Below are 26,176 nucleotides of genomic sequence, written 5' to 3' on the forward strand. Positions count from 1 at the left end.
GGCATTGATTTAGATCACGCGCCGCCCTGCTGAACTTGTTCAGCGTGACGCCCGACCCTATCCCTCAATCTTCGAAAAATCGGCCACTTGGGTGACCGCATCGCGGAACCGCGCGAGTAAGCCCAAACGAAAGGCGCGCTTGGCTGGGTCGGGATCGTTGACCATGACGCCTTCAAAAAAGGCATCAATAGGTGCACGTAAACTGGCCAATGCCGCCATTGCGCCTTCGAAATCTTCGACCGACAAGGCGGCTGCGGCCTTGGGTTCAGCGGTGTTGAGGGCGGTCAGGAGGGCAAGCTCCTCCGTCACCAAGTCGGCCGGCGCAGGTGCAGCCGCATCAACGCCGTCAGCCTGCTTCAATATATTCGCCGCACGCTTATACGCCGCCAACAGGTTCGCACCCTCAGCGGTCGTGATATAGGCCTGCAACGCCTTCACCCGCGCCAGCAGCCGGACAAGATCATCCTCACCACCCAGGCTAAACACCGCATCAATCAAGTCATGCCGCACGCCTGCTTCGCGTTGTTGGACTTTGAGGCGATCAACAAAAAACGCGCCCAGTTCTGACGACACCTTTATGGCAGGCTTGTCGAAGATATCCTCCAGCTCCAGGTCTATCGTCTTCTGTACTGCTCGTGCCCTGAATAAATCTTCCGCGCGATGAATTTCAATGTTTTCATCCCGCAGCACCCTAGTGAAATTTGATGCCCTACCTTCGATTTCCCGCTGAATTTTATCAAAAACGAGATGTTGAGTAGCCTGAACATGGCAATGTCGCAGATTAAGCCGAAGATTGTTCTCTAAAATTGTTGCAACCACTGCAATGGCCGCGCGCCTGAGAGCAAATGGGTCCTTCGAGCCTGATGGCTTCAAATCTGCAAAGAAGAACCCTACCAAAGTGTCGAACTTCTCAGCTAAACACACAGCAACAGTGACAGGCGCAGTCGGCACCTCATTACCCTGCCCAACGGGCTTATAATGATCACGGATGGCCGCGACTACTTCGGGTGCCTCACCTTGCGCGGCGGCATAATAAGCACCCATAAGACCTTGAAGCTCGGGAAATTCTCCGACCATGCCCGTAACAAGGTCAACTTTGCAGAGACGTGCTGCGCGCTCAACCAGATCAGGATCGGCACCCTTCACAACGCCCGTGTCCACTAACCAGCGTGCGAGCCTCGCAATTCGTTCCACGCGCTCGGCAAGCGTTCCAAGCTTTTCGTGGAAGACAATGTCCTTAAGTTTTTCGGCCTGTTTCTCCAGCGCGACCTTTAAATCCTGTTCCCAGAAGAATTTCGCATCGGACAGACGCGCGGCTAATACCTTTTCATTACCCGCAACAATCGCCGCCCCATTGTCATGCGCATCGATATTTGCGGTGCAGACAAATGCATTGGCCAGTCTGCCCGCTGCATCATGGCACACAAAATATTTCTGGTTCACGCGCGCGGTCAATTGAATGACCTCTTGCGGCACGTCGAGAAAGGCGGCGTCGAAGCGGCCAAGCATCGGCACAGGCCATTCGGTCAGGCCCGCATTTTCGATGACTAGGCCTTCATCTTCCACCAAAGTCAGGCCAGCGGCCTCTGCCGCCGCCTTCGCACCGTCACGAATGATGCGGCAGCGTTCGGAAAAATGAACCAGAACATGGGCCGCGCGCAGCTTCTCAATATAATCGCCTGCATTGCCGATGGTAACAACGCCGCTGTGATGGAAGCGATGCCCCATCGTCTCGGCGCCGCTCACAATGCCATCAACGTCGCAATGCACGACTGCGTCGCCCAACAAAGCGACGATGCCCTGCAATGGACGGACCCAACGCAGGCTTTCGGTCGAGACCGACGCCGCGCCCCAGCGTTGCGATTTGGGCCATGGGAAGGCACGGATGATCGCGGGGATCGCCTCTGCCAGAACATCGGCCGTCTGACGCCCTGCCTTTTCCACCACCGCGTAATAGACGCCATCGCGTTCGACCAACTGGTCTTGCGAAAGGCCGGTTTTGCGCAAGAACCCCTCCATCGCCTGCGGCGGCGCGCCGACCTTTGGCCCTTTGGTTTCTTCGGACACAGCCTCGGTCGCCAGCGGCAATCCGGTCGCGATTAACGCAAGGCGGCGCGGCGTGGCGAAGGTTTCCACCGACGCCGCCGCAAGCCCAGCCTTGGCCAATGCATCGTTAAACAGGCGAGCCAAATCTTCCTTGGCCTTTAATTGCATCCGCGCAGGGATTTCTTCGGAGCGCAGTTCAAGCAGGAAGTCGGTCATATTAAATCCCCGTCGACCAAAGCCATTGTCATTCCCGCGCATGCGGGAATCCATGGTCGACCCTGTTCACCCAAGCCACCCTTGTTACGTAAACTTAAAGTGCAGGCCATGGATCCCCGCCTTCGCGGGGATGACACATTATGCGTTGACGGGGCGATGGTCTGAATCACGCCGCGCGCCAACTTGGATGGCGACTGTTCCAGTCGGGGGCATTTTTATCCATCCATGCCTGGCAACTGCCTTTGGCAAGGTCGCGGACGCGGCCCATATAGCTGGCGCGTTCCTGCACGGAAATGACGCCGCGCGCCTGAAGCACGTTGAAGATATGGCTCGCCTTAATCGCTTGTTCATAAGCGGGAATGGGTAAGCCATGTTGCAGGCAGCTCTCGCATTCCGCCGTCGCTTTTTTGAACGCATCAAACAACATGTCGGTGTCGGCGACTTCGAAATGATAAGTGCTCATCTGCCGCTCATTTTCGCGGAAAATGTCCCCATAAGTCACCGCCGGACGATCCGCCGTGGCGTTGTTATACACAAGGTCGAAAATGCTGTCCTTGTTCTGGATATACATCGCCAGCCGTTCCAGACCATAAGTCAGCTCGCCCGAAACCGGTTTGCAGTCAAAGCCACCCATTTGCTGAAAATAGGTGAACTGAGTTACCTCCATACCGTCGCACCATATTTCCCAGCCAAGGCCCCATGCGCCCAGCGTCGGGCTTTCCCAGTCATCTTCGACAAAGCGGATGTCGTGGAGCAATGGGTCAATGCCAATGGCCTTTAACGAGCCAAGATAAAGCTCCTGCAGATTGGGCGGGCTTGGTTTCAAAATCACCTGATATTGATAATAAGCGCCCAGCCGGTTGGGGTTTTCGCCATAGCGCCCATCGGTTGGGCGGCGCGATGGCTGCACAAAGGCGGCGTTCCATGGGTCCGGCCCCAACGCGCGCAGGGTCGTCGCCGTGTGGAATGTGCCAGCGCCCATTTCCATGTCATAAGGCTGCAATATCGCACAGCCTTGCTTACCCCAATAATCATGGAGAGTGAGGATTAAATCCTGAAAACTTAGTGGCGCAACGTCGGACATGGCCAGCCATTGGCGGAGATAGGCGGCTAAATCAAGGTTATGCATAAGCGCACGGGTTTTTGTCAGTCTTGCATAGCATTATGTAAGGTGTTGTTGACATTATGCGCGAATCGGCATAGTCAGGTTTCCATGACACAAAGACACTGGAACCTGACATGAAAAACCAGCTCAAAGTGCTGCGCGCGATGCGCAATTGGAGTCAGGCCGATTTGGGCGAGCAGCTCGATGTGTCGCGTCAGGCGGTGAATGCGATTGAAACGGGGAAATATGACCCGTCGCTGCCGCTGGCGTTCAAGATTTCACGGCTGTTTGACTTGCCGATCGAGGAGATTTTCGATGACGGATTTGACGGAGGGGAACATGTTTGATCCAAATGAAGGTCAAAATAGCGGCTTAAGGCGGCCCATATGGATCATGCTAGCTGCGCTGGGTATCGTTATGATATCGGGCTTTATTGCAGGTTTTTCGGTCCATTATCAAAACGAAGGCGGCAGGGCCTTTAACGGAATCGCAGCCGCGATATTCGCCGCGGCCATTCTTGGTATCATTGGCCTCGGTTACAGGACTTGGCAAAATGCAAAGGCAGGGAAAGTGTCCGGTGAAAATTTAACGCCGCGCGAACGGCGGAGGCGCTATATTTTGTCAGGCTGCATTTTTCTCGGCTGGATCATGGGCATCGGCTTACCCATCATGTTCGAAGGCAGAGGGAGTGCCGAGGCAGTAACAATTTTCAGCAATAGTCCGCTGCCGACAAACATTGCGTTGGCATTTGTGTTCGTTCTCTTAGTTATTGTCCCTGCAATTACATGGTATTGGCATCGCTACGCCGTCGACGAAATGGAAGAATCTGCCTATCGCGATGGCGGCTATTACGCAGCTTACGCCTTTTTATTCCTCACACCATTGTGGTGGCTGTTGTGGCGCGGGGGACTTTTGCCCGAACCTAATGGTGTTGCCATTTACCTAACCTTTTCATTAGTCTGGACAACAGTCTGGTTCTGGAAAAAATACCTCTAACTACCGGTCCAATAACGTCGAATTATACTTTCACCTATATTTAAAGGAGAATATCGATGCGCATTACTTTGAAGTCCTTATTAGCCGCCACTGCGACTTGCGCATTAATATGGGCAGCGCCCGTTGCGGCGCAGACAACGCCAACCGAAGCTCCGGCATCGGTCACCGCGCTTGATCCCGTCAAGGCGGCGCCTGCGCTCAAGGACGTCGATCCTGCCTTGTGGGTGATTAAGGACGAAGACACGACCATTTACCTGTTCGGAAGCATCCATATCTTAAAGCCAGGTCTTGGCTGGTTTGATGATGGCGTAAAGACGGCTTTTGATAGTTCAGACCAATTGGTATTGGAACTGGTCGAGCCGCCTGCGGCAGAGGCCCAAGCCTTGTTTGGCAAGCTGGCGATGGATCAACAGGGCAAGACCTTGCGCTCCAAAATGAAGGATGCGGACCGTGCGATGTATGACGCGGCGATGGGCAAGCTTGGCATTCCCGCGCCCGCTTTCGACCCGTTTGAGCCATGGGCGGCGGGGATCACTCTGTCCGTGCTAGCATTGCAAAAATCCGGCTTTGACCCCAATAGCGGCGTTGAAAAACAACTGACGGCGGCGGCGAAGGTCAGCAACAAGCCAATTGCTGGACTTGAAACTATGGAATTTCAGCTTGGGGTGTTCGATACCCTGCCCGAGGCCGAGCAAATTGCATTTTTGGTCGAAACGGCAAAGATGATTGATGATACCACCAGCATGATGGATAAAATGGTCGACATGTGGGGATCAGCGGACACCGAAAGCCTTGCCCAACTTATGAATGAAGGGATGACCAGCCGGATATTATACGATGCGCTACTGACCAAGCGGAATGCCAATTGGGCGAAATGGATTTCGACCAAGATGGACAGGCCGGGCGTGACGTTCATCGCGGTTGGCGCAGGCCATCTGGCTGGCGCAACAAGTGTTCAGGCCTTGCTTCCGGCCTATGGCCTCACTGCAACACGGGTGGCCTATTAAGCTTTGATGTGTAAGATAAGCGAAGGTCGGGCCGAGAACGCTCGGCCTTCACTTTTGCGCAGGATAGATCGGGGAAAAAATGCAACTTGGCGAGCCTGCCCGTGAAGCGTTTTCCGCGCGACCCTATTATCCCGGCCTGCTGCCCAGCATAAGTTTCATCATATCCTATTTCGTCCTGCAAGGCGTATGCACAGTCATCATCATCGCCGCGACGCAAGGCGACCGCGCCACGCCAGCGCCGATATCGGTCATCTTCGGATTAGTGGCATCCGCCATCGCCCAACTGATGCTCATGTGGCTGTATCTGCGTAAAAATGGCCGGATGGAGGCATTGGGCCTTTATGATTTCGGCAGGGTTCCGCTGCACAAGGCAACCGCGCTTGCCGTCTTACTGGTCAGCACGGCGATGATATTCAATTTTATATATGCGACGTACGTTATTCCGGGCGTTGGCATGCAAGAGGGAATAGCGAAGGTCCTGGCGGACATAGACCGGACGCCGCTGAACATGGCGACCATTTTCTTCGCCATTGCGATTGCCGCGCCCATTGTGGAAGAATTGCTGTTTCGCGGGTTGTTACAAAATGCACTGGCGAAATATATGCCCATTTGGGGCGCGATTCTATTGTCGTCATTCCTCTTCGCCTTGGTGCATTTGCAACTATATGCGATCCCTGCCCTCATGTCGCTGAGCATTGCCTTTGGCTATCTTTATCACCGCACGGGGTCACTGCGCACCAACATCATCCTGCACATGGCCAATAACGTCTTTGCATTGGTGATGACGCAGTTCGTAAATTAAACGACAACAGGCTCTAGCAAGCGGAGCGTTCCGGCGTCGGCATCGATTTCCGCCATGCCGCCCACGGGCAACGTAAACTGGTCAGTAATATGCCCGAAAAAGGCACCTTGATAGGCCGGGATACCCAAGCCGCCCAAATGCTGCGTCAGCACGTCATTCAGGGTGAATGCGCCATAGCTATTCCCCTTATTCACGCAATCTGTGCATTGCCCGAACACGACGCCTTTCAGGTTCTTGAGCACACCCGCCTGCCCCAACTGCGTGAGCATACGGTCAATGCGATATTCCGCCTCATCCACATCTTCGAGGAACAGGATCGCACCGTCGAAACTGGGCAGATAGGGTGTGCCGACAAGCGCGGTCAGCACCGTCAAGTTTCCGCCGAGCAACTTGCCCTGCGCCTTACCCTTGCCCGTGCCCAACACCCGCGTGCGCCAGCGGCGTTGCGCCATCCGGTCCTCGTCGCCAACAGGGTTCGTAAACAACGGCGTGCCAGCGTCAAAGGCAATCTCGCGATAAAGGTCCCAAGACGCCTTACCCCATGCGCTGCCCGCGTTTGGGCCATGCAAGGTCACAAATCCGCCCTTGGCCGCAATCGCCATATGCAAGGCCGTGATGTCGCTGAAGCCGGTCAATAATTTGGGATTGGCGCGAATGATGTTCCAGTCAAGATATGGCAACAGCCGCGCGCTGCCCCACCCGCCGCGCACGGCAAAAATGGCCTTCACATCTGTGTCCGCGAACATCGCGTTGATGTCCGATGCACGGTCCTTGTCTCGGCCAGCCAGATAGCCGAAGCGGTCCAGCAAATGGGCGGCGCGCTTGGGCTTTAATCCCATGGCGACAATCGCTTCTTCGACCAACTGAATCTGAAATGGATCATCGCTGGCCGACGCTGGCTCAATCAAGCCAACGGTATCACCGATGCGCAGCCGTGCAGGCTTCCGCGCGGCCTTAGCCGCAGGCACGCCTGCAGCCAAAAGCGGCGGGGCCGACAGCATAGCTGCCAGCCCCGCCATAATCTGCCGCCGAGTTGCATCCATATCCATACCCGGCACGCCTTTGCTTAGAACTTCGCTTCGACCGCCAAGGTGAACGACCGTCCGCGTGGGTCAGCCACGCGTGGTTCCCAGCTTGAGCCAGCACCGGTGTTGCTGTCATAGGTAATCGCAAATGGCGGATCAGTATCGAACACGTTCCGCACGCCAGCGGTCAAACGCAGCTTATCGGTCATGTCCATAGCTGCCGACAGATTGTAGGTGACATAGGCCTTTACCCGCGCATTATAATCCGGCCGGCTTGCAGACGCCGGAAGCGCATTATTCTTATATCCGTTGCGATAAATTTGCGAGAAGCTGAACAGCATGTCATCGACAGCATAGTTGATGAATGCGCTATGTTTCCATTTCAGGCCAAGATCGCCAGCATAAGTGAACACGCCAATCAGGCTTGAACCAAATGGCGCAGTCGGTAAGAACTTCTCCTTCTTTTTCAGAAGATAGGTTCCATCAAGACCGGCAGACAAAACGCCGCCAAGTGCATCGATGCCACCGCGCAGCGCGACTTCAAGTCCTTGCGTACGCCGCGAACCGATATTGTCCGCGCGCAAATCCAACTGCGTAATCACGTTGCTTGTGCGTATCACCCGATCCGAAAAGGAGGATTGGTTCGCCAATAATTGGGCGATGGTCAGCGCACCGATGTTATCATCGACGGCGATAGACCAAAAATCGACAGACGCACTAAACTGTGGCGCTGGCGTGAACACAATACCGGCCGAATATTGCTCGGATGTTTCCGGCCCTAGATTGACATTGCCGCCGCTCAGTGACGTTGGCGTGATCGCACCGCAACCTGCTGTAACGTTCACAACACCACCCGCCGGACATGTGCTTGGATCGGTCAGGTTATTTCCAGGATTGGGCGATTCGGTGACGCCATTAAATATTTGGTTGAAGCTTGGGACGCGGAACCCTGTGTTATAGGACGCCCGAAGCATGACCCAGTCCATTGGCGAAAACCGTGCTGTAAATTTGGGATTAACCGTTGAACCGAAGCCCGTATAATCGTCGAGGCGGACCGCACCCGTTAGTTCGAGGCTTTCCAACACAGGCACCGACATTTCGGCATAGACCGCCTTCACATTTCGGTTTTTCGGCGTCAGCGCATTCACATTGTCGAACGCCACGTTAAAAATTTCAGCCTGCCCTGTTGCGGCTGCGGCGGAACCGTTGAAGCTGTAAGTTTCACGGCGATAATCCGCACCCAGCGCGACTTGCACTGGACCAGCGGGCAAATCAAACAAGGAACCGGAGACCGAAGCATCAAATTGCTTCACCTCATAATGGCCGCCATATAATGTCGTACCTTCTGCCGAAATAGCGTCAAGTCCGGATAGTGCCGCAGCCGATTGGTCCACGGAAAATGGGTTCAGGATACCGCTGTTCAACAAGCCGACAATGCCCGGGCGCGCTGCACCAGGTGCGGTAGGCGCGCGTGGATCAATCCCGCCGTTCGTGGCCCCCGCCACGCCCGACGCTGCGGCGTTGGCTGCGTTACGGAAAATCCCGGCATAATGATAACCCGTGCCGAGCACGGAGGATGCTTCGCTCTTTGCATAGGATGCGCCTGCGCGATAATCCCACGTTCCGCCAAGCGGACCTTCGGCGGTTAACGCGCCACGAATTGTTTTGGTGTTTGTAACATATTCGCGATTGCCGCCGGGGATATTGCGCCAGCGATAAGCGATGGGTTTGCCGTAATTGCCAACCGCATCGACAGTCCGGTCACCTACGGCGCCGATAGAAGGAAATGTGCCTGCAATCGTGTCATATACGCTGTTATAGGTTGACGCGGTGGTCGCGTTCAGCGGGTAATAAAGCGGCATGGTGATGGCGTTGATCGAATATTGGTTGTTGGAAAACCGCTTCTTCGAATCCGCATCAGAACCCGTTATTTCCGCCGCCAAGCGGTGGTCGCCCAATGCCAATGTCGCCTTGCCATAATAAGTCAGCGTTTGCAGCGGCTGTTGCAGCACAGCGGCGCGGCCTGTGTCCCATGAACACGCAAAGCGTGCGCCCGGAACGGACCAAAGCACTTCATCATAGGCCATGCCGCCATTGACGGAATCACACCCGGCACCGCCGGGTAAATCAAGCGGGTTGATACCGCCATCTGCGCGCGTCGTTGTTCCGGGGATAAGCAATCCGGGCAGGAAAAAGTTCGCCGCGCTGTTCGTGGTCCCGCCAAGTAACGACCCGCTGGGTGCAAATATGCTATTCGGGTTGGCCGGAAACGCAGTCGCAATTGGCGTGCCACGGGTATCCACCGAAAGCCCGCGATTGGGTTGGTTGCCGTTCACAAAATCACGATCTTGGCCAAGCAGGGCCGAATTCCAGCTCTTGCTGACCGCGCCCATGATGTTGAAACCTTGGGTACCCAAGTCACCATAGCCAGCGGTCCCAGACAGGCGATAAATCGCGCTGTCATTGCGTTGGGTAATGTCGGTGAAGCCGTTGACCACTACACCTTGAAAATTTGATTTCGTTATAAAGTTGATAACGCCGCCAATCGCGTCGGTGCCGTAAATGGCGGACGCGCCATCCTTCAACACTTCAACCCGCTCAAGCGCCGCAAAGGGAACTTGGTTCACATCGACAGCGCCACCAGTCAGGCCATGTGCCGCCACCCGGCGTCCATTGAGCAATACAAGCGTCGCAGCGGCGCCTTGGCCGCGCAGGTTGGCGGCCGAGAGGCCATTGGTGCCGCGTTGCGCGCCGCTGGTGACATCGCCATTGGAGGCAAGGTTATCCGCGCCGGTGCCATTGGTAGACAGAAATGAAATCAGCTGTTCCGGGCTGTTAATGCCCTCACGCGATAGATCCGAAGGCGTAATGACCTGCAATGGCGCAGCGCTTTTCGTTGGGTCCTGCTTGATGCGCGATCCGGTCACGATGATGGCAGTACCGTCATCGTCATTCGTTTCCGCCGATACGGGCGGAGATGAGTCTTGCGCAAACGCAGGCGCGCTCAAGCAGGTTGCCAACAACAAAATTGCGGTATTTGAATATTTCATAAATTCCCCTGTTATTCTAGCTCACCCCTGAGCTTCATTTTGTCAGCTCATTTTTGAGCCTTATTTTGCCAGCTCATCTTTGAGCCTTATTTTGCCAGCTCATCTTTGAGCCTTATTTTGAACGCACGCTATTCCGCCATATCGCGCAATGCAACAGACTTTTCATGCTATTCACCCCCAAGCGGATTCAGACTTTACGAGATTTGATACTTTGTCAACTTGCCGGGTTGAAAAATGACGCGGCGTGGCGCAAAGAAGGTCTATGCTGTCTCAAAAAACCCGCTACGCTATCCGCGCCATGCAGCATCTTGCCGACCATTATGGCAAAGGGCCGGTTCAGCTCGCCGATATTGCCGAGGCGCAGAAAATTCCGCCTAAATTTCTCACTGTTATCTTGTCCGAACTATCCCGTTCCGGCTTAGTAGCGTCGCAGCGCGGCAAAGACGGTGGCTATTGGCTGGGCGTCTCGCCGATTGACATCAGCTATGGCGACCTCATCCGTATCATGCGGGGTTCACTGGCCTTAGTTCCCTGCGCCAGCCGCTATGCGCACGAAACATGCAAAAACTGCGTCGAGGAAGAAAATTGCCGCACCCGCGCGCTAATGCTTCAGGTGCGCGACAAAACTGCCAATTTGCTCGACGGCATCAACTTAACCGATATCGTCGACGCCGACATTTACCTGCAGGCGGCGGAGTAAAGCGACCAAAATCCGGCTGGCGCGCAAACAGAACCTTTCAGCGCTGAAAGCAAATTCTGATAGCGAATCATATTGTCAATTAAATTAGTTGAGTTTAACTCTCTAGTCAGAAGGAAGGCGCGATTATGCGCTTATCCTAAAAGGGGTGCTTATGACCGATTCCGGCTCAGGACGTGAAGGCAGGCTCGTCCAAGTCGACACCACCGAGCGTAAGCGTTTCGCCAGTTAATTTCTCTCTTTGTCCTAGAGGCAGACCGGTCAGCCGGATGCATCTGTTTTTTTGAAAGTTAAACATATGCGAATTCGTGCCACCGGGCCTTCACTGGCCCTGATAACTTTACTTGCGCTGGCAAATCCGGCTTATGCCGAAGATACGGCCACCAATGATATGGTATCCGATGCAACCGCACCCGATGGTGGGGCTGAGGTGCAGGACGAACCCAGTCGCGGCGATGTAATCATCGTCACGGCACGCCGCCGCCAAGAAACCGCGCAAGAAGTGCCACTAGCAATCTCGGTCATCCGTGGCGATAGCATTGAATCCACAGGAAATTTCAACGTAGTGAAGCTGCAGCAGCTCGCGCCTACTCTACAGGTCTATGCGTCAAACCCACGCAATACCGCCGTTAACATTCGCGGACTCGGCGTGCCATTTGGCCTGACGAGCGATGGATTTGAACAAGGCGTCGGCATCTATGTCGACGATGTCTACAACGCCCGCGTCGCCGCCGCGACCTTTGACTTTCTCGATGTCGCGCAGGTCGAGGTTCTGCGCGGGCCGCAAGGGTCCCTATATGGCAAGAACACCACAGCCGGGGCGATCAACATCACCACCAATCAGCCAACCTTTGATTTCGAAGGCCGCGCTGAAGTTACGGTCGGCAACCTCAACTTTAAGCAAGCCAAAGCGGCAGTATCGGGGCCATTGTCTGATACCATCGCTGCGCGCATTGCCGTGTCAGCAACCGCGCGGCGCGGCACGATATTCAACGTAACCAGTGACCGATTTATTAACGAGCAGGACAATCTCGGTCTGCGTGGCACATTATTGTTCCGACCAAATGATGATCTCGATATTACCCTGTCTGGCGACTATAGCCGCCAAAACCCCGAATGCTGCGGAACCGTTTTTGTTCGGGTGGGCGCAACACAGCGGCCATTGGCGCGCCAATATGCTGCGCTGGCTGCGGCACAGAATTACAGCGTGGTGTCGCGCAACCCATTCGACCGGCTTACAGATATTGATGCCCCACTCAACGCCGGTAATGTCATTGGGGGCGCTTCGTTAAGGGCCAAATGGGATGCTGGCCCCGGCACCCTGACATCGATTACGGCATGGCGGTTTTGGGATTGGAAGCCCGAAAATGACCGCGACTTCACCGCTCTGCCGATTGTTAGCGCGTCGCAAAACCCGTCACAGCAGGATCAATATAGCCAAGAATTCCGCTATAATTATGCGGGTGACCGTTTCGACTTCGTCATTGGTGCCTTTGGTTTCAAGCAGCGGATTGATACGCAAGGCTTTGAACAACAAGGCGCAGCATCCAGCCGTTGGAACCTGACAGGCGCGTTTGCAACCACTCCCGCCGTTTTGGCTGGCCTTACCGCCCGCAACACGCAGTTTCTCAAAAGCACCAGCGCGGCATTGTTTGGCCAAGCAAGCTGGAAAGTCACCGATGCACTGACCATCCAACCCGGATTGCGGATCAACTATGACAAGAAATCCGGTTTTTATCAGCGCGTCGTTACCACAGGCTCAGGCTCGCTTCTGACCTGCCCGCAAACGGCGGGATCGATAGGCGCGGCGCAATGCGGCGTTTTTACCCCACAAACCAGCGCGCCTTCGGTCAGCGACTGGAATTTTAGCTATGACCTGAATGCGAACTACAGGCTGGCGGAGGATGTCCTTGTTTATGCAAGCTACGCCAAAAGCTTCAAGACCGTTGGCATCAATCAAAACGGCCTTCCGCTGAATGCGGCTGGCGTGCCAATTGCAGCCTCGGGCGTCGTAAAGCCTGAATCGGTCAACCATTTTGAAATGGGCGTCAAAACACAATTTTGGGACCGCAAGGGAACGTTCAACCTGACCGCGTTCCGGACAGACATCAAAAACTATCAGGCGACGGTCACCAATGGCCAGTTGGGCGTGCTTCGCTGCTATCTCGCCAATGCGGGCAAGGTCCGCTCACAAGGTCTTGAGGCAGACTTCAAAATCCGGACGAGTGACAGGTTTAGCGCTTATCTAAATGGGGCATATACCGACGCCAAATATGCCACATTCGTCGATGCGCCATGCCCGCCTGAGCTGGCGGGCGGCACGATCGTCGGAGCGGACCAGACACCAAGCGCGCCCGGAACCCCCGGCGGACTAAGCCCTGCTAATTGCGACATTTCCGGCCAGAGCCTTCCTGGCGTATCGAAATGGGCGGTATCTTATGGCGCAGAGGTCAATACCCCGCTGACGTTGTTCGCAACCGATGGCCAGCTATATGTCGGATTTGACGGCAATTACCGGTCAAACTTTTCGTCCAACCCGTCCCCGTCGATTTACACCAACGTCCAAGGCTATGCATTATCCAATTACCGCGTCGGTTTCCGTTCGGATAATTTCGATGTTTACGGTTGGGTTCGTAATTTCTTTGACGTGCAATATTTCGAACTGCTTCAGGTGGCCCCAAGCAATGTCGGCCTGATTGCGGGACAGCCCGGCGATCCGCGCACATTGGGTGCGACCATCAAATTCAACTTTTGATACACGCACGACATGCAAAGCAGTATCCCGCGCTAAACACATTCTTGAGTGGCCCAAACAAATTACTGAGATACAAAGCGGTGGCTAAAGAAGTGACTCCCGATTATGCACGCGGCGTTCCATCGCAAAGGGCGAGACTTGGATGATTGACTATATTGCCAATATCGACTGGTCGTCGGTTGCGCCTTACATCGCCGTCGGCTTTGCGGCGCAATTGGTCGATGGCGCGCTTGGCATGGCTTTTGGCGTGATTTGCAGTACTTTATTGGTCAGCGTCATGGGCGTCGCCCCTGCCCGCGCATCGGCTGGCGTCCATTTTGTCGAGATGTTCACAACCGGCGCGTCTGGCATTAGCCATGTGTTGCACAAGAACGTCGATTGGAAGCTGTTTGCCCGCATTGCGATTCCCGGCGTCATCGGCGGCTGTACCGGCGCATATTTGCTGGCCAGCCTCCACACCGAAGCGGCGCGGCCGTTCGTTATGGGATATTTGACGCTCATCGGCTTCTACCTTCTGTATAAAGCGTGGGGCTTCACACATGCACATAAGCCACGTGATCCGAAGGTCACCATGCCACTTGGGCTCATCGGTGGCTTTCTTGACGCCTCTGGCGGCGGTGGCTGGGGACCAGTGGTCACGTCCAACCTGCTGATCCAAGGCGCAGACCCGCGCAAAACCATTGGCACCGTCAATACGGCGGAATTCTTTTTGACCGTTGCCGTGTCGCTCACTTTCATTCTGACCATCGGAATGGAAGCCTTCACCGTGGTAACTGGCGGCCTGTTGATCGGCGGATTATTGGCAGCGCCCTTTGGGGCAATGGTCGCAAAACGCATTCAGCCGCGCTTATTGCTATTCGCGGTTAGCATCGTCCTTATCGCGACCAGCCTATTCAGCCTCTACAAAGCGCTCACCTGATTCCGCTGTAAGCTTGCTTTTCGCGGGCAACCGACATATAGGCCCGCGCTTGCCGTGCATGGTCATCCCTGGAGGCGTGTCGGCAAGGTAACTTTTTTGGAGAATTAACATGAGCGATCAGCTGACATTGTCGGCAGAGACGCGCAATGGGGCAGGCAAGGGAGCCTCCCGCGAATTGCGTCGTCAAAACCGAGTGCCCGCCGTAATTTACGGCAACAAACAAGAACCCGAACTTATCCACGTTGAGGAAAAGGCGCTCATCAAACTTTTGATGACTGGCCATTTTTCCAACAGCGTTGTCGAGATCGAACTTGGTGGCAAAAAACAGATTACGATTCCAAAGGATGTTGCCTTTCATCCTGTCAGCGATCGTCCATTGCATGTTGACTTCCTGCGCATCGTTAAGGGCGCAAAGGTCGATGTTGAAGTTCCCGTGATTTTCGTCAACGAAGACGCGTCACCCGGTCTGAAGCGTGGCGGTGTCTTGAACATCGTGCGTCATGAACTTGAACTCATCTGCGACAATGACAAGATTCCGGACGACATCCAAATCGATGTCTCCGGCTTTGACATTGGCGATTCGATCCACATCAGCAATGTAAAGCTGCCCAAGGGTTCGGAAAGCAAGATCACCGATCGCGATTTCACCATCGCGACCATCGTTGCACCATCGGCGCTTAAGTCGACCGATGGGGACGCGACTGGCGAAGGCGAAGCGTAAATCTACCCAGTCCCCCTCCCGCGTGCGGGAGGGGTTAGGGGAGGGTTAAGCGGGAGGTAACTTGTAACTTCGATGTTACAAGGCCCTCCCCCAGCCCCTCCCGCCTGCGGGAGGGGAGTTTAGTCATGCAATTATGGGTAGGTCTCGGTAATCCAGGCGCCACTTATGCGATGCATCGGCACAATATCGGTTTCATGGCGCTTGATGCGCTGGCCGAAATTCACGAACTGCCATTGCCCGCCAAGAAATTCTTAGGCTGGGTGCAGGAACTCCGGCTTGGCTCCGACAAAATCATCCTTCTCAAACCCGCAACGTTCATGAACGAAAGCGGCCGCAGCGTGCGCGCAGCGATGGATTTTTATAAGCTTGAGCCCAAAGACGTGACTGTCTTTTACGACGAGCTCGACCTTGCGCCCTTCAAGGTGAAGGTGAAATTTGGCGGCGGCGCGGCGGGCCATAATGGCATCCGGTCGATCACCGACCATATCGGCGCAGAATTCCGCCGCGTCCGTTTGGGCATTGGCCATCCGGGCAATAAAGACCGCGTCACCGGCTATGTGCTGGGCAATTTCCACAAAAGCGAAATCGACGATCTGGCGGATTTGTTGGGCGCAGTGTCAGCCGAAGCCGATTGGCTGGCCAAAGGCGATGACGTCCGCTTCATGAACGACGTCGCCATGCGGTTGCAGCAGGATTAGGGTCAGGACCACTTAAATGCGTCATCGCATTGGATGGACTTGCTGCCGAACGTCGCCTAGGGCCGCTGCATATCATTATTGACGAGGACATTATGGGTTTCAAATGCGGTATTGTGGGCCTTCCCAATGTGGGCAAGTCCACCTTGTTCAATGCGTTGACGCAAACGGCGGCGGCGCAGGCGGCCAACTATCCCTTCTGCACGATTGAACCCAATATCGGCAATGTCGCCGTCCCCGACCCACGCTTGCAAACCATCGCCAAAATCGGTGGCAGTCAGAAGATCATCGAAACCCAATTGGGCTTTGTTGATATCGCTGGCCTTGTGCGCGGCGCATCACAGGGCGAAGGCCTGGGCAACCAGTTCCTCGGCAACATCCGCGAAGTCGACGCTATTGTCCACGTTTTGCGTTGTTTCGAAGATGACGACATTCAACATGTGGACAATAAGATTGACCCGATTTCCGACGCGGAGACCGTCGAGACCGAATTGATGCTGTCCGACTTGGAAAGCCTTGAAAAGCGCGTCCCCAACCTCGTCAAAAAAGGGACGCAGGGCGACAAGGAAGCCAAAATCAGTGCGCTTGTGCTGGGCCGCGCGCTTGACCTGTTGCGCGAAGGCAAGCCAGCGCGCCTCACCAAGCGCGACGATATCGAAGAAGAACGGCATTTCCAAATGGCGCAGCTTTTGACCGCGAAACCCGTGCTCTATGTCTGCAACGTCGAAGAGGCGAGCGCGGCCAATGGCAACGCTTTGTCCGCGCGCGTTTTTGAAAAGGCAAAGGCAGAGGGCGCAGAAGCGGTGGTCGTCTCCGCCGCGATTGAGGCGGAAATCTCGACCATGCCGACCGAAGACCGCGAGGTTTTCTTGGAAGATTTGGGCCTCACCGAAACCGGCCTCGCCCGCGTCATCCGCGCTGGCTATGAATTGCTCCAGCTGATCACCTTCTTCACCGTTGGTCCCAAAGAAGCGCGGGCCTGGACTGTGACCAAGGGCGCAACGGGGCCCAATGCGGCAGGCGCGATCCACAGCGATTTCGAAAAAGGCTTCATCCGCGCCGAAACCATGGCCTATGAAGATTATGTGCAATTCAACGGCGAAGCCGGCGCGAAAGAAGCCGGCAAATGGCGATCAGAAGGCAAGGAATATCTCGTCAAAGACGGGGATATCATGTTATTCCGGTTTAATGTTTGAGGGGGGGGTACGCTCGTCCATTGTCATCCCGGACTCGTTTGTGCACTGCACGCCTTCGGCTCCAGCATCTCACTTCCTCGCGCACTTCCGCCCAAAGAGATTCGCAGTTTTTTGCTGATTAAATCGGCGGGCATGTGAACAGTGCAATTGACCATGGCAGCATCGGGAGTGCGGTCAGCCATATTTCCCCTGAATCGGAGTAATTGATGCCCGCCGTCTAATCGACGCCGCGCAGGTGACATTTATGCGTTTACGGCCCAAATGGCGCTTGGTGCTTCATCCATAACGGATTTATATCAATAACTTATGTATTGAAACTGACATCGCAATCCGATTTCTTCGACCGATGGCGCTCAAATCGTTGACGCGCCATCTGGAGAAATGTCATGTCGATCAAACTACGCGTTGTCGGGATATTGTATAATAATATTGTCACCCTGCCGGGCGGCAGCGGAACCGTAAAGCAAGTTTTGGATGCTGCTAGGGCACAGACGGGACCGGGTCTATATTTTGGATATATGGCAAGTGCAACAAACCCTGCCCAACCTGGAGCCATTTCGGTCACTGCCATTGCCGCAAGATACACAAAACCCGTTAAAAGCGTAACATCGGGCAAAATCTATCCGGCCGGGCTATATTATTTAGCAGAATCATCCGCGGGGAATTCGCAACTTAGCATTTGGCAATATTACATCTTTGATAGCCAAGGCAGAGTAATTGGTCCCAATGACAGCTATCCAAGTGATCCGACCAACCCCGGCGGTGGAAAAATAACCTTCTTTAACGCCGCCACCGCCATTGTCCCCGACGGAGGTTCATTGGTCTGGCGCTTGGTTGCCATCCCAACCCAACCTAGGGCCGTGCCGGACGTCATTCTCAACCGTATGGGCCTTGATCAACCGGCGGATTGACGTCGTCAACAGCCCGTGTGCGATGTCGCGGTAGGCAGAGCCTATCGCGACATTTTAAGCATCTGAGATTTTGGGACGCGCATCAACGACAGCATAAACGCCTCGAAACTTGCTGCTTCCTATCTCACTTTCGCCCAAAAAGTTTCTCCACATCCCCCAATGCCAATTTCACCCAAGTCGGCCTGCCATGGTTGCACTGCCCGCTATGCGGGGTGACTTCCATTTCGCGCAGCAGGGCGTTCATTTCGGTCACCGACAGCACGCGGCCGGCGCGGACGGAGCCGTGGCAGGCCATGGTGGCGGCGACATGATCGATGCGTTCTTTTAACGACAGCGCGTCGTCATAAGCGGCGAGATCGTCGGCGAGATCCTCCAACAACCCCTTGGCATCGCCATCGCCCAGCACGGCGGGCGTTGCGCGCACGAGCATTGCGCCGGGTCCGAAGCGTTCGACGTCCAGCCCGAAGGCGGAAAGCTCGTCTGCGCGCGCCTCAAGACGGTCGCAGGCGGGTTCTTCCAATTCCACGACGATGGGCAACAATAATGCCTGTGACGGAACAGCGCCGCCCGCTGCCGCCATTGCCTTGCGCATCCGTTCAAGCACCAGCCGTTCATGCGCGGCATGTTGGTCAACGATGACAAGGCCATCTTCGGCCTCAGCCACGATATAGGTATTGGCGACTTGCCCACGCGCAACGCCAAGCGGATTGCGCGCGCGGTCGGGGACGGGTTCATGCGCCTCGGCCGCCCTGCCCCATAAGGGCGCAAGGTCTTCGCCCGGGATCGCGCCCAAATCGGCAAAGCTGCTGCGGTTTTCATAGACTGACGGATATGCGGGACGCTGCCCATAATTGCCCTGATACGCGGTTGCCCCCAAAGTGGCAGGCCGCGCAAAAATGTCGCCTTGCGCGGTTTGCATCGGTTCCTGCTGCCACGCCGCAAGTGCATCGGCGCTTGGCCGTTGCACGGCGCGAAAGCCCGATTGATCCAACGCATGGCGCAGGCCGGAGACAATCATCCCGCGAATAAGCGCTGGGTCACGAAAGCGCACTTCGGTCTTGGCGGGGTGGACATTTACGTCAACTTGCGTCGGCGGCAGGTCCAGAAACAAGGCCACCACCGCATGCCGGTCCCGCGCCAGCATTTCGGCATACGCGCCGCGCACCGCGCCGATGAGCAGCCTGTCCTTCACCGGACGGCCATTGACGAAGAGAAATTGATGGTCAGCAACGCCGCGATTATAGGTCGGCAGGCTGGCCACGCCGCCAAGGCGGACGCCGTCGCGTTCAAAATCGAGCGCCACGCTGTTGTCGATCAGCTCATGACTGGTGAGCGCCGCAACACGTTCGGGCCGCGCGGATGTTGGCTGCACCGCCAACGCGCGCCGCCCGTCATGTTCGACGACAAAGCCAATGTCCGGCCGTGCCATGGCAAGCCGTTTCATCGTGTCGAGCGCGGCTGCATATTCGGCGCGCGCACTGCGCAGGAATTTGCGCCGTGCGGGCACATTGCCGAACAGGTTTTCAACGCGCACCCGCGTGCCAACGGGCAGAGCGGCAGGGCCCTCACCTGTGACCACGCCATGATCCACCGTCCGCGTCCAGCCTTCGGCACCCGCCGGTCGGCTCTCCATCGTCATTTTGGACACGCTGGCAATCGACGGCAAAGCCTCCCCCCGGAAACCCAAAGTCGAGACCATCTCAATATCTTCATCGGGCAGTTTGGACGTCGCATGGCGTTCCAGCGCCAATGCCATGTCGGATGGGGACATGCCGCAGCCATCGTCGGTGACTTCCACCAGATCAATGCCGCCTGCGCTCAAACGCACGTTTATGGTCCGCGCACCCGAATCAATAGCGTTTTCGACCAGCTCCTTCAACGCGCTAGCCGGTCTTTCCACCACTTCGCCAGCGGCAATGCGGTTGACCAGATTTTCGGGGAGCCTTCTTATTGACATCCGCAGGTTCCTAGCCCAAGCGGACTGTTCAAGCGACTCCTTAATCGTCCGAAATCCAGCCAAATATCTGTTTTTAAAAACAGCAAATTCCGCTAGGACCGCGCGATTATATGGACGCGCTCCAAAGGGCTCTCACCAAACAAGATTGGGTGGATATTACATGGTATTTGGCAAGTTTTTCCGTTTCGCATCGCAGGATATGGCTATCGACCTCGGCACCGCCAACACGGTGGTCTATGTGCGCGGGCAAGGCATCGTCCTGAACGAACCGTCTGTCGTGGCGATTGAAACCATAAACGGTATCAAGCGCGTAAAGGCCGTTGGCGATGACGCAAAGTTGATGATGGGCAAGACGCCCGACAGCATTGAGGCCATTCGCCCCTTACGTGATGGCGTGATTGCAGACATTGATGTTGCCGAACAAATGATCAAATACTTCATCCATAAGGTGCATGGTAAGCGCCGGATGTTTAGCTACCCCGAAATCGTTATCTGCGTTCCATCAGGTTCGACATCGGTAGAACGGCGTGCGATTCGCGATGCGGCGTCGAACGCGGGCGCATCGGAAGTGTTCCTGATTGAAGAGCCAATGGCGGCTGCGATTGGCGCAGACATGCCCGTAACCGAACCCATTGGTTCCATGGTCGTCGATATTGGCGGAGGCACGACTGAAGTTGCTATCCTGTCCTTACGCGGCCTTGCGTACACAACCTCCGTTCGTACCGGTGGTGATAAGATGGACGAAGCGATTGTGTCCTATGTTCGGCGACACCATAACCTGCTTATTGGAGAAGCAACCGCAGAGCGGATCAAAAAGGATTTTGGAACCGCCCGTCCACCCGCCGACGGCGTTGGCCAGACCTTGCACATCAAGGGCCGTGATCTTGTAAATGGCGTGCCGAAAGAAATTTCGATTAATCAGGGCCAGATTGCCGAAGCCTTATCGGAACCGATCGGAACCATCCTCGAAGGTGTGCGCGTTGCACTTGAAAACACCGCGCCAGAATTGGCAGCCGACATCGTAGATCAAGGTATTGTTCTGACAGGTGGCGGCGCTTTGATGGCCGGTCTTGACGAATTTCTGCGCGATGAAACCGGCCTTCCTGTCACCGTTGCCGAAGATCCGCTGACCTGCGTTGCCATTGGTACTGGCCGGGCCATGGAAGACCCGATCTTCCGCGGCGTCCTGCTCACCGCTTAGGGTGTGGTTAGGATGGCGCCGCCGCCACATCGGCGCTCGGGATTTTCCCGGAAGGCGCAATATAGCCTGTTCGTAACTTATGTGGTTGCGATTGCAGGAACGATAGTGGCTGGGCTGCTTCTGACGATTTCAGTGGTCGATCCGGCTGGATTTTCTGCATTGCGAATCCTTGGCACTGAAGTAACGGCTCCCGTCGCGCGGGTGGTCAGTAAGGCACAGCAATCCACACAAGCGATAACGCACTCTATTTCGGCCTATATCAACGCAGCATCGAAAAATGTAACGCTCGAAAAAGAATTGAAGGCGAGCCGCAACGCATTCATCGAGGTGCGGGCCTTGCGTATCGAAAATGACCGGCTTCGTGGGTTACTCAACTTATCTGATGGCGATATGCAGCAAGTGGCCGTTGGTCGCCTGATCAGTTCCACCGCATCAAGCACACGGCGGATCGCCACCTTATCGATCGGGCGTAATTTCGGAGTTGAACGTGCCCAACCTGTTCGTGGGCCAGCCGGACTTATCGGCCGCGTTATAGAAACAGGGCCAACGACCGCGCGCGTATTGTTGGTAACGGACAGCGAAAACCTAGTTCCCGTCATGCGGGCCAGCGATGGTCTGCCGGCATTTTCGGCAGGCCTTGGCAACGGGTTCGTTCTGATCAAGCCGCTGAACCTGGGCGAAAATCCTTTCAAGGTCGGTGACATCATCATTACCTCTGGCAATGGCGGGCTGTATGGCGCGAATATCCCATTTGCACGGGTCATCCGCAAAACCAGCGACGGTGCGCTTGGCCTGCCCTTTGCCGATCCCGCCAACACGCCATATGCCATTGTGATGAAACCTTATCTGGAAGAGGCGAGAACCGAACAGCAGATGCTCGCCCCAGATGGTGAAACCAAAGAGGTGGCGGAGTGAAAATTCCGGTCAGCGCCATTCGATTGCCGAACCGGCCGGGACGGGAATATAAAAGTCGTTTTGACCGCGAACAATCGATGCTCAGAATGTTGGCAATGCCCATTGCCTCGGTGATTTTGGCGTCAATGGTCACCACCCTGCCCGTTTTTAGCGCCGGACCTCTTTTGCCGCCATTCGGGCTGCTGATGTTTTTAAGCTGGCGTCTGATGCGGCCCGGATTATGGCCCATATGGTCGGGCGTTCCATTCGGATTGATGGATGATCTTTTCAGCGGCCAACCTTTTGGCAGCGCTGGCCTGCTCTGGTCGCTCGCGATGCTCATTGTCGAGATTATCGATTCGCGCGCCATATGGCGCGATTATCTGCAGGATTGGTTGATCGCCGCATTGCTCATTATGGCTGTGCTGCTGGGGGGTTTGTGGATTGCCGGCATCGCCCACGCCGCGCCTGAACCGATGGTTTTATTTCCGCAGATCATCTTGTCCATATTGCTATACCCGCTCGTTGTGCGCATATGCGCGCGTCTCGATCGTTGGCGATTAGCAACATGAAAATCGAAAAGCAGTTAACATCAGGACAGCTTGATTTCACCTTCACACGCCGCGCCGCTTTTGTGGGCGGGGTGCAGGCCGCAATTGGCCTGACTGTTGCCGCGCGCATGTCCTTTATCGCCGTTGCCGATAATGAAAAGTACAAGCTGCTCGCCGAAAGTAACCGCGTCAACCTGACCATCATACCGCCGCGCCGCGGTTGGTTCATTGACCGATTTGGTAAGCCTATAGCAACCAACCGGGCCGATTTTCGCGTCGACATCATTCCTGACCGGCTGAAAAATAAAGACGAAACAGTTCAGACGCTGGCCGAATTACTGGCGCTTTCAACAGACGATGTTGACCGCATCCATCGCGAGTTGAAAAATGCACAAGGGTTTCAACCCGTGCAAGTCGCCGACGGTTTGGATTATGACCGGTTCGCAGCGGTCAGCGTGCGCTTACCAGATCTGCCCGGCGTCAGCCCACGCCAAGGCTATTCGCGCTTCTACCCCAGCGGCGCAGCGGTCGGGCATCTGATCGGCTATGTCGGCACGGTGTCTGCCGAGGAATATCAAAAGAAAAAAGATCCGCTGCTGATCACACCGGGGTTTAAGGTTGGCAAGGATGGCCTCGAAAAAACGCTTGAGGACAGGCTTCAGGGCCAACCCGGTGCCCAGCGGACCGAAGTCACCGCGCGCGGTAAAATCGTGCGTAACCTGACCACACGGCCCGAGACGCCCGGCAAGCCCGTCCAACTGACCATCGATATTGACCTGCACAATTATGCCGCACGGCGGCTCGGCCTTGAATCGGGATCCGTGGTCATATTCGATTGCCTAACCGGCGACATCATCACCATGGCATCCATGCCCTGTTATGATCCCAACAGCTTTTCCGACGGCATTGGCCGCGTCGAATGGAAAATGCTGAACAGCGACGACCATATCCCCATGCTCAACAAGGCGCTTCAGGGTCTGTATCCGCCGGGTTCGACGTTGAAACCACTGGCGGGCCTTGCCATGCTGCGCCATGGCATTGATCCCGAAGAAATGGTCGTCTGCAATGGCGGTTACCGGCTTGGCAATCGCGTCTTCAAATGCCTTGGGCGGCATGGCCCAGTCAACATGACCACCGCGATCATGAAAAGCTGCAATACCTATTTTTATGCAATGGGGCGGCGGATTGGCTATGACAATATCGCACCTGTGGCGCGCGCGCTTGGGCTGGGTCAGGAATTTTCCTTGCCCTTCCCTTCGCAACGTTATGGCACTGTTCCCGACAGCGCATGGAAAATGCGTAAATATGATCAGCAATGGACCGAGTCCGACACGCTCAATGCCGTCATTGGTCAGGGTTATGTTATCGCCAGCCCATTCCAACTGGGCCTGATGTCAGCGCGCATAGCGTCTGGCTTGGACATACAGCCGGAAATTCTGATGAGCAAACGCGCGGCACCTAAGCCTTTGTCCTTTCCCAAGGCGCATCTCGACGTCGTGCGCGAAGGCATGAACTTGGTCGTTAACGGTGATGGGACCGCCGTTCGCAGCAGGCTCCCGCTGGAAGGCATCACCATGGCGGGGAAAACCGGAACGGCGCAGGTCCGCCGCATATCAGGTTCGCAACGTGGGCAGTCCGGCGAATGGAAATATCGCGATCATGGCCTGTTTGTATGCTTTGCCCCAGTTGACCAGCCGCGTTATGGCGCAGCGGTCGTCATCGAACATGGCATGGGCGGCGCGCGCGCAGCGGCCCCCATTGCCAAGGATGTGCTCACCTTCATCTATGACCGTGAACGGGCAATGGCGTCGCTGGAGGCGTTGGAGGCTGGCTGGGGCGGCAATATAGAAAAGCGTATGGGCGCCAAATATGCCGTGTTCCAAAACCAGCCAGCGCCACCTCGCCCATTGGACCCGTCGGCATGAACGGCATCGTCCCTGCCCCCGTTGCCGCCTTGCCTTGGCGTGTCATTTTTATCCTGATGGCGTTGGTGGGCTTTGGCGCTGCTGTGCTCTATTCCGCTGCGGGCGGCCATTTTGACCCATGGGCAGGCAAGCATCTGATCCGCTTTTTGGTCCTGCTCGGCATGGTCATCATCATGTCGCGGATGAGTCTGGAGTTCTGGAAATCGATAACTTTTCCACTGTATCTGCTTTTGTTGCTCATGCTTGTCGTTGTCGAACTCATGGGGTTTGTCGGCGGCGGTAGCCAGCGATGGATCAACCTTGGCGTCATCACGCTGCAGCCATCTGAACTGATGAAACCCGTCATGGTTCTTGCCGCGGCTTGGTTTTTCGATCGGCTTCCGCCCAACCGCATATTTGGCATTGATGCCGTTTGGCCGCTGGGCGCATTGTTGCTGCTGCCAAGCGTGCTGGTGATTATTCAGCCTGATTTCGACGCGGCCATTGCTTATGCCTTTGGCTTGGGCGTCGTGGGCTTTATGGCTGGGCTACCGCTGATCTATTTTTGGGGTGCGGGCGCAGGCATCGCCGTTCTTGCGCCCTTGGTCTATTTCTTCGGCCTCAAACCCTATCAGCAAGACCGCGTGCTCATTTTCCTCAATCCCGAAAATGACCCTTTGGGCGCTGGCTACCACATCACCCAGTCGAAAATCGCCATTGGCTCGGGCGGCATCTTTGGCAAGGGCTTTGGCAATGGGACGCAAAGCCATTTGGATTATCTGCCCGAAGGCCACACCGACTTCGTCTTTGCCACCATGGCCGAAGAATGGGGCATCGTCGGCGGCTTCTTCATCCTGTTTCTATACTTTCTGCTCATGCGCTGGGGCTTGACCGTCGCGATGCAAAGCAAGACCCGCTATGGCCAATTGGTCGCCGCTGGCCTGACCTGCACGATTTTCTTTTACATCATGATCAATCTGTTGATGGTCGTGGGCCTTGCGCCCGTGGCCGGCATTCCTTTGCCCTTTGTGAGCCATGGCGGGTCGTCGATGCTCACGATGATGCTGTGCGTCGGGATTATCATGTCCATCGAACGCCACCCTGGCGCAAAGCGTGGCCAATTCCAATAATTTCGGGAAGCCGCGCTTGACAAAGTCCGCCAAACCCATCAAAGGCGGCGCTCCAAACGGGACTGCGCATCTGCCCATCCCGAAATGGGGACGCTTAGCTCAGTTGGTAGAGCAGCTGACTCTTAATCAGCGGGTCGTGGGTTCGAACCCCTCAGCGTCTACCATTACTTTCAATGACTTACATGGTGTTACCACGCTTGGATCGTCAGAAAACTTTTAGCTAGCAAGCAAATAGCAATCAAGCTGAAAATGTAAGGTTGACGATCTAGCGGGACATCGACTGGGAGAGATTATAGCCTTTCGCGAAGGGCTTCATAGGGTGTTTTTCCGTTGAAAGCACCGTGCGGTCGGTTGAAGTTGTAGAAGTTCTCCCATTCGATGAGCTTGGCCTCGAGATC

General features: G+C 55.6%; 21 protein-coding genes, 1 tRNA gene and 1 pseudogene. 17 read left to right on the plus strand and 6 right to left on the minus strand.

All coding sequences use genetic code 11. The annotated features are described in order from the left end of the window. Positions 1-57: 57 nt before the first annotated feature. Together glyS and Q0O07_RS08755 are read right to left on the minus strand one after the other, a co-directional pair. The gene (gene glyS, locus Q0O07_RS08750; protein WP_295492597.1) at positions 58-2,262 is read right to left on the minus strand and encodes a glycine--tRNA ligase subunit beta; all 2,205 of its coding nucleotides are present in this window, start codon (positions 2,260-2,262) and stop codon (positions 58-60) included. 166 nt (positions 2,263-2,428) lie between these two features. Continuing rightward, positions 2,429-3,346, minus strand: coding sequence for a glycine--tRNA ligase subunit alpha (locus tag Q0O07_RS08755; RefSeq protein ID WP_295492628.1), 918 nt, complete (start codon positions 3,344-3,346; stop codon positions 2,429-2,431). A 155-nt stretch (positions 3,347-3,501) separates the two neighbouring features. On the opposite strand from Q0O07_RS08755, the gene Q0O07_RS08760 reads away from it, so the two are divergent. From Q0O07_RS08760 to Q0O07_RS08775, 4 genes are all read left to right on the plus strand, one after another. Further along, a complete protein-coding gene (locus tag Q0O07_RS08760) occupies positions 3,502-3,714 on the plus strand; it encodes a helix-turn-helix transcriptional regulator (protein ID WP_295492599.1) in 213 nt (70 codons plus the stop codon). Beyond that, a complete protein-coding gene (locus tag Q0O07_RS08765; protein ID WP_295492601.1) occupies positions 3,707-4,363 on the plus strand; it encodes a hypothetical protein in 657 nt (218 codons plus the stop codon). The genes Q0O07_RS08760 and Q0O07_RS08765 overlap by 8 nt, the downstream gene beginning before the upstream one ends. Positions 4,364-4,419: 56 nt before the next feature. Beyond that, positions 4,420-5,370 carry a TraB/GumN family protein gene (locus tag Q0O07_RS08770; RefSeq protein WP_295492603.1) on the plus strand — a complete coding sequence of 317 codons (951 nt, stop codon included), beginning with the start codon at positions 4,420-4,422 and terminating at the stop codon, positions 5,368-5,370. Between the two features lie 79 nt (positions 5,371-5,449). Next, positions 5,450-6,172 carry a CPBP family intramembrane glutamic endopeptidase gene (locus Q0O07_RS08775; protein ID WP_295492605.1) on the plus strand — a complete coding sequence of 241 codons (723 nt, stop codon included), beginning with the start codon at positions 5,450-5,452 and terminating at the stop codon, positions 6,170-6,172. On the opposite strand, the gene Q0O07_RS08780 is transcribed toward Q0O07_RS08775, so the two are convergent. Together Q0O07_RS08780 and Q0O07_RS08785 are read right to left on the minus strand one after the other, a co-directional pair. Continuing rightward, positions 6,169-7,215, minus strand: coding sequence for an LD-carboxypeptidase (locus tag Q0O07_RS08780; protein WP_295492630.1), 1,047 nt, complete (start codon positions 7,213-7,215; stop codon positions 6,169-6,171). The two genes, Q0O07_RS08775 and Q0O07_RS08780, sit on opposite strands and share 4 nt — an antisense overlap. Positions 7,216-7,238: 23 nt before the next feature. After that, positions 7,239-10,247, minus strand: coding sequence for a TonB-dependent receptor (locus tag Q0O07_RS08785; RefSeq protein WP_295492607.1), 3,009 nt, complete (start codon positions 10,245-10,247; stop codon positions 7,239-7,241). 262 nt (positions 10,248-10,509) lie between these two features. On the opposite strand from Q0O07_RS08785, the gene Q0O07_RS08790 reads away from it, so the two are divergent. The 7 genes from Q0O07_RS08790 (at position 10,510) to Q0O07_RS08820 (ending at position 18,141) form a co-directional block, all read left to right on the plus strand. Beyond that, positions 10,510-10,947, plus strand: a complete 438-nt coding sequence (locus Q0O07_RS08790) for an Rrf2 family transcriptional regulator (RefSeq protein ID WP_295444238.1) — start codon at positions 10,510-10,512, stop codon at positions 10,945-10,947. Positions 10,948-11,335: 388 nt separating this feature from the next. Further along, complete coding sequence (locus Q0O07_RS08795; protein WP_295492632.1) at positions 11,336-13,699, plus strand: TonB-dependent receptor; 2,364 nt, start codon at positions 11,336-11,338, stop codon at positions 13,697-13,699. Between the two features lie 142 nt (positions 13,700-13,841). After that, a complete protein-coding gene (locus Q0O07_RS08800) occupies positions 13,842-14,618 on the plus strand; it encodes a sulfite exporter TauE/SafE family protein (protein ID WP_295492609.1) in 777 nt (258 codons plus the stop codon). Positions 14,619-14,727: 109 nt separating this feature from the next. Next, positions 14,728-15,339 carry a 50S ribosomal protein L25/general stress protein Ctc gene (locus Q0O07_RS08805; RefSeq protein WP_295492611.1) on the plus strand — a complete coding sequence of 204 codons (612 nt, stop codon included), beginning with the start codon at positions 14,728-14,730 and terminating at the stop codon, positions 15,337-15,339. Between the two features lie 125 nt (positions 15,340-15,464). Then, positions 15,465-16,037, plus strand: coding sequence for an aminoacyl-tRNA hydrolase (gene pth / locus Q0O07_RS08810; protein WP_295492613.1), 573 nt, complete (start codon positions 15,465-15,467; stop codon positions 16,035-16,037). 92 nt (positions 16,038-16,129) lie between these two features. Next, the gene (ychF, locus tag Q0O07_RS08815) at positions 16,130-17,230 is read left to right on the plus strand and encodes a redox-regulated ATPase YchF (RefSeq protein WP_295492634.1); all 1,101 of its coding nucleotides are present in this window, start codon (positions 16,130-16,132) and stop codon (positions 17,228-17,230) included. Between the two features lie 386 nt (positions 17,231-17,616). Further along, entirely contained in the window at positions 17,617-18,141 is a 525-nt protein-coding gene (locus Q0O07_RS08820; protein WP_295492615.1) for a hypothetical protein, read from the plus strand. Positions 18,142-18,265: 124 nt separating this feature from the next. Here the strand turns inward: Q0O07_RS08820 and mutL are convergent, their stop codons facing one another. Continuing rightward, a complete protein-coding gene (mutL, locus tag Q0O07_RS08825) occupies positions 18,266-20,098 on the minus strand; it encodes a DNA mismatch repair endonuclease MutL (RefSeq protein ID WP_295492617.1) in 1,833 nt (610 codons plus the stop codon). A gap of 160 nt (positions 20,099-20,258) precedes the next feature. Between mutL and Q0O07_RS08830 the strand changes: the two genes are divergently transcribed. From Q0O07_RS08830 to Q0O07_RS08855, 6 genes are all read left to right on the plus strand, one after another. After that, a complete protein-coding gene (locus tag Q0O07_RS08830; protein ID WP_295492618.1) occupies positions 20,259-21,299 on the plus strand; it encodes a rod shape-determining protein in 1,041 nt (346 codons plus the stop codon). A gap of 12 nt (positions 21,300-21,311) precedes the next feature. Then, positions 21,312-22,214, plus strand: a complete 903-nt coding sequence (gene mreC, locus Q0O07_RS08835; protein WP_295492620.1) for a rod shape-determining protein MreC — start codon at positions 21,312-21,314, stop codon at positions 22,212-22,214. After that, on the plus strand, positions 22,211-22,765 hold the full coding sequence (mreD, locus tag Q0O07_RS08840; protein ID WP_295492622.1) for a rod shape-determining protein MreD: 555 nt from the start codon (positions 22,211-22,213) through the stop codon (positions 22,763-22,765). The genes mreC and mreD overlap by 4 nt, the downstream gene beginning before the upstream one ends. Further along, positions 22,762-24,669 carry a penicillin-binding protein 2 gene (gene mrdA, locus Q0O07_RS08845; RefSeq protein WP_295492624.1) on the plus strand — a complete coding sequence of 636 codons (1,908 nt, stop codon included), beginning with the start codon at positions 22,762-22,764 and terminating at the stop codon, positions 24,667-24,669. Before mreD ends, mrdA begins: the two co-directional genes overlap by 4 nt. After that, positions 24,666-25,778: a rod shape-determining protein RodA gene (gene rodA / locus Q0O07_RS08850; RefSeq protein ID WP_295492626.1), complete on the plus strand. Its 1,113-nt coding sequence runs from the start codon at positions 24,666-24,668 to the stop codon at positions 25,776-25,778. The genes mrdA and rodA overlap by 4 nt, the downstream gene beginning before the upstream one ends. Before the next feature lie 88 nt (positions 25,779-25,866). Beyond that, a tRNA-Lys gene (locus tag Q0O07_RS08855) sits at positions 25,867-25,942 on the plus strand. A 126-nt stretch (positions 25,943-26,068) separates the two neighbouring features. On the opposite strand, the pseudogene Q0O07_RS08860 reads toward Q0O07_RS08855, so the two are convergent. Continuing rightward, positions 26,069-26,176 (minus strand): annotated as a pseudogene (locus Q0O07_RS08860) (IS481 family transposase); the annotation flags it as partial.

It is taken from the genome of Sphingorhabdus sp. EL138 (genome assembly GCF_945890115.1).
Classification (GTDB): Bacteria; Pseudomonadota; Alphaproteobacteria; order Sphingomonadales; family Sphingomonadaceae; genus Sphingorhabdus_B.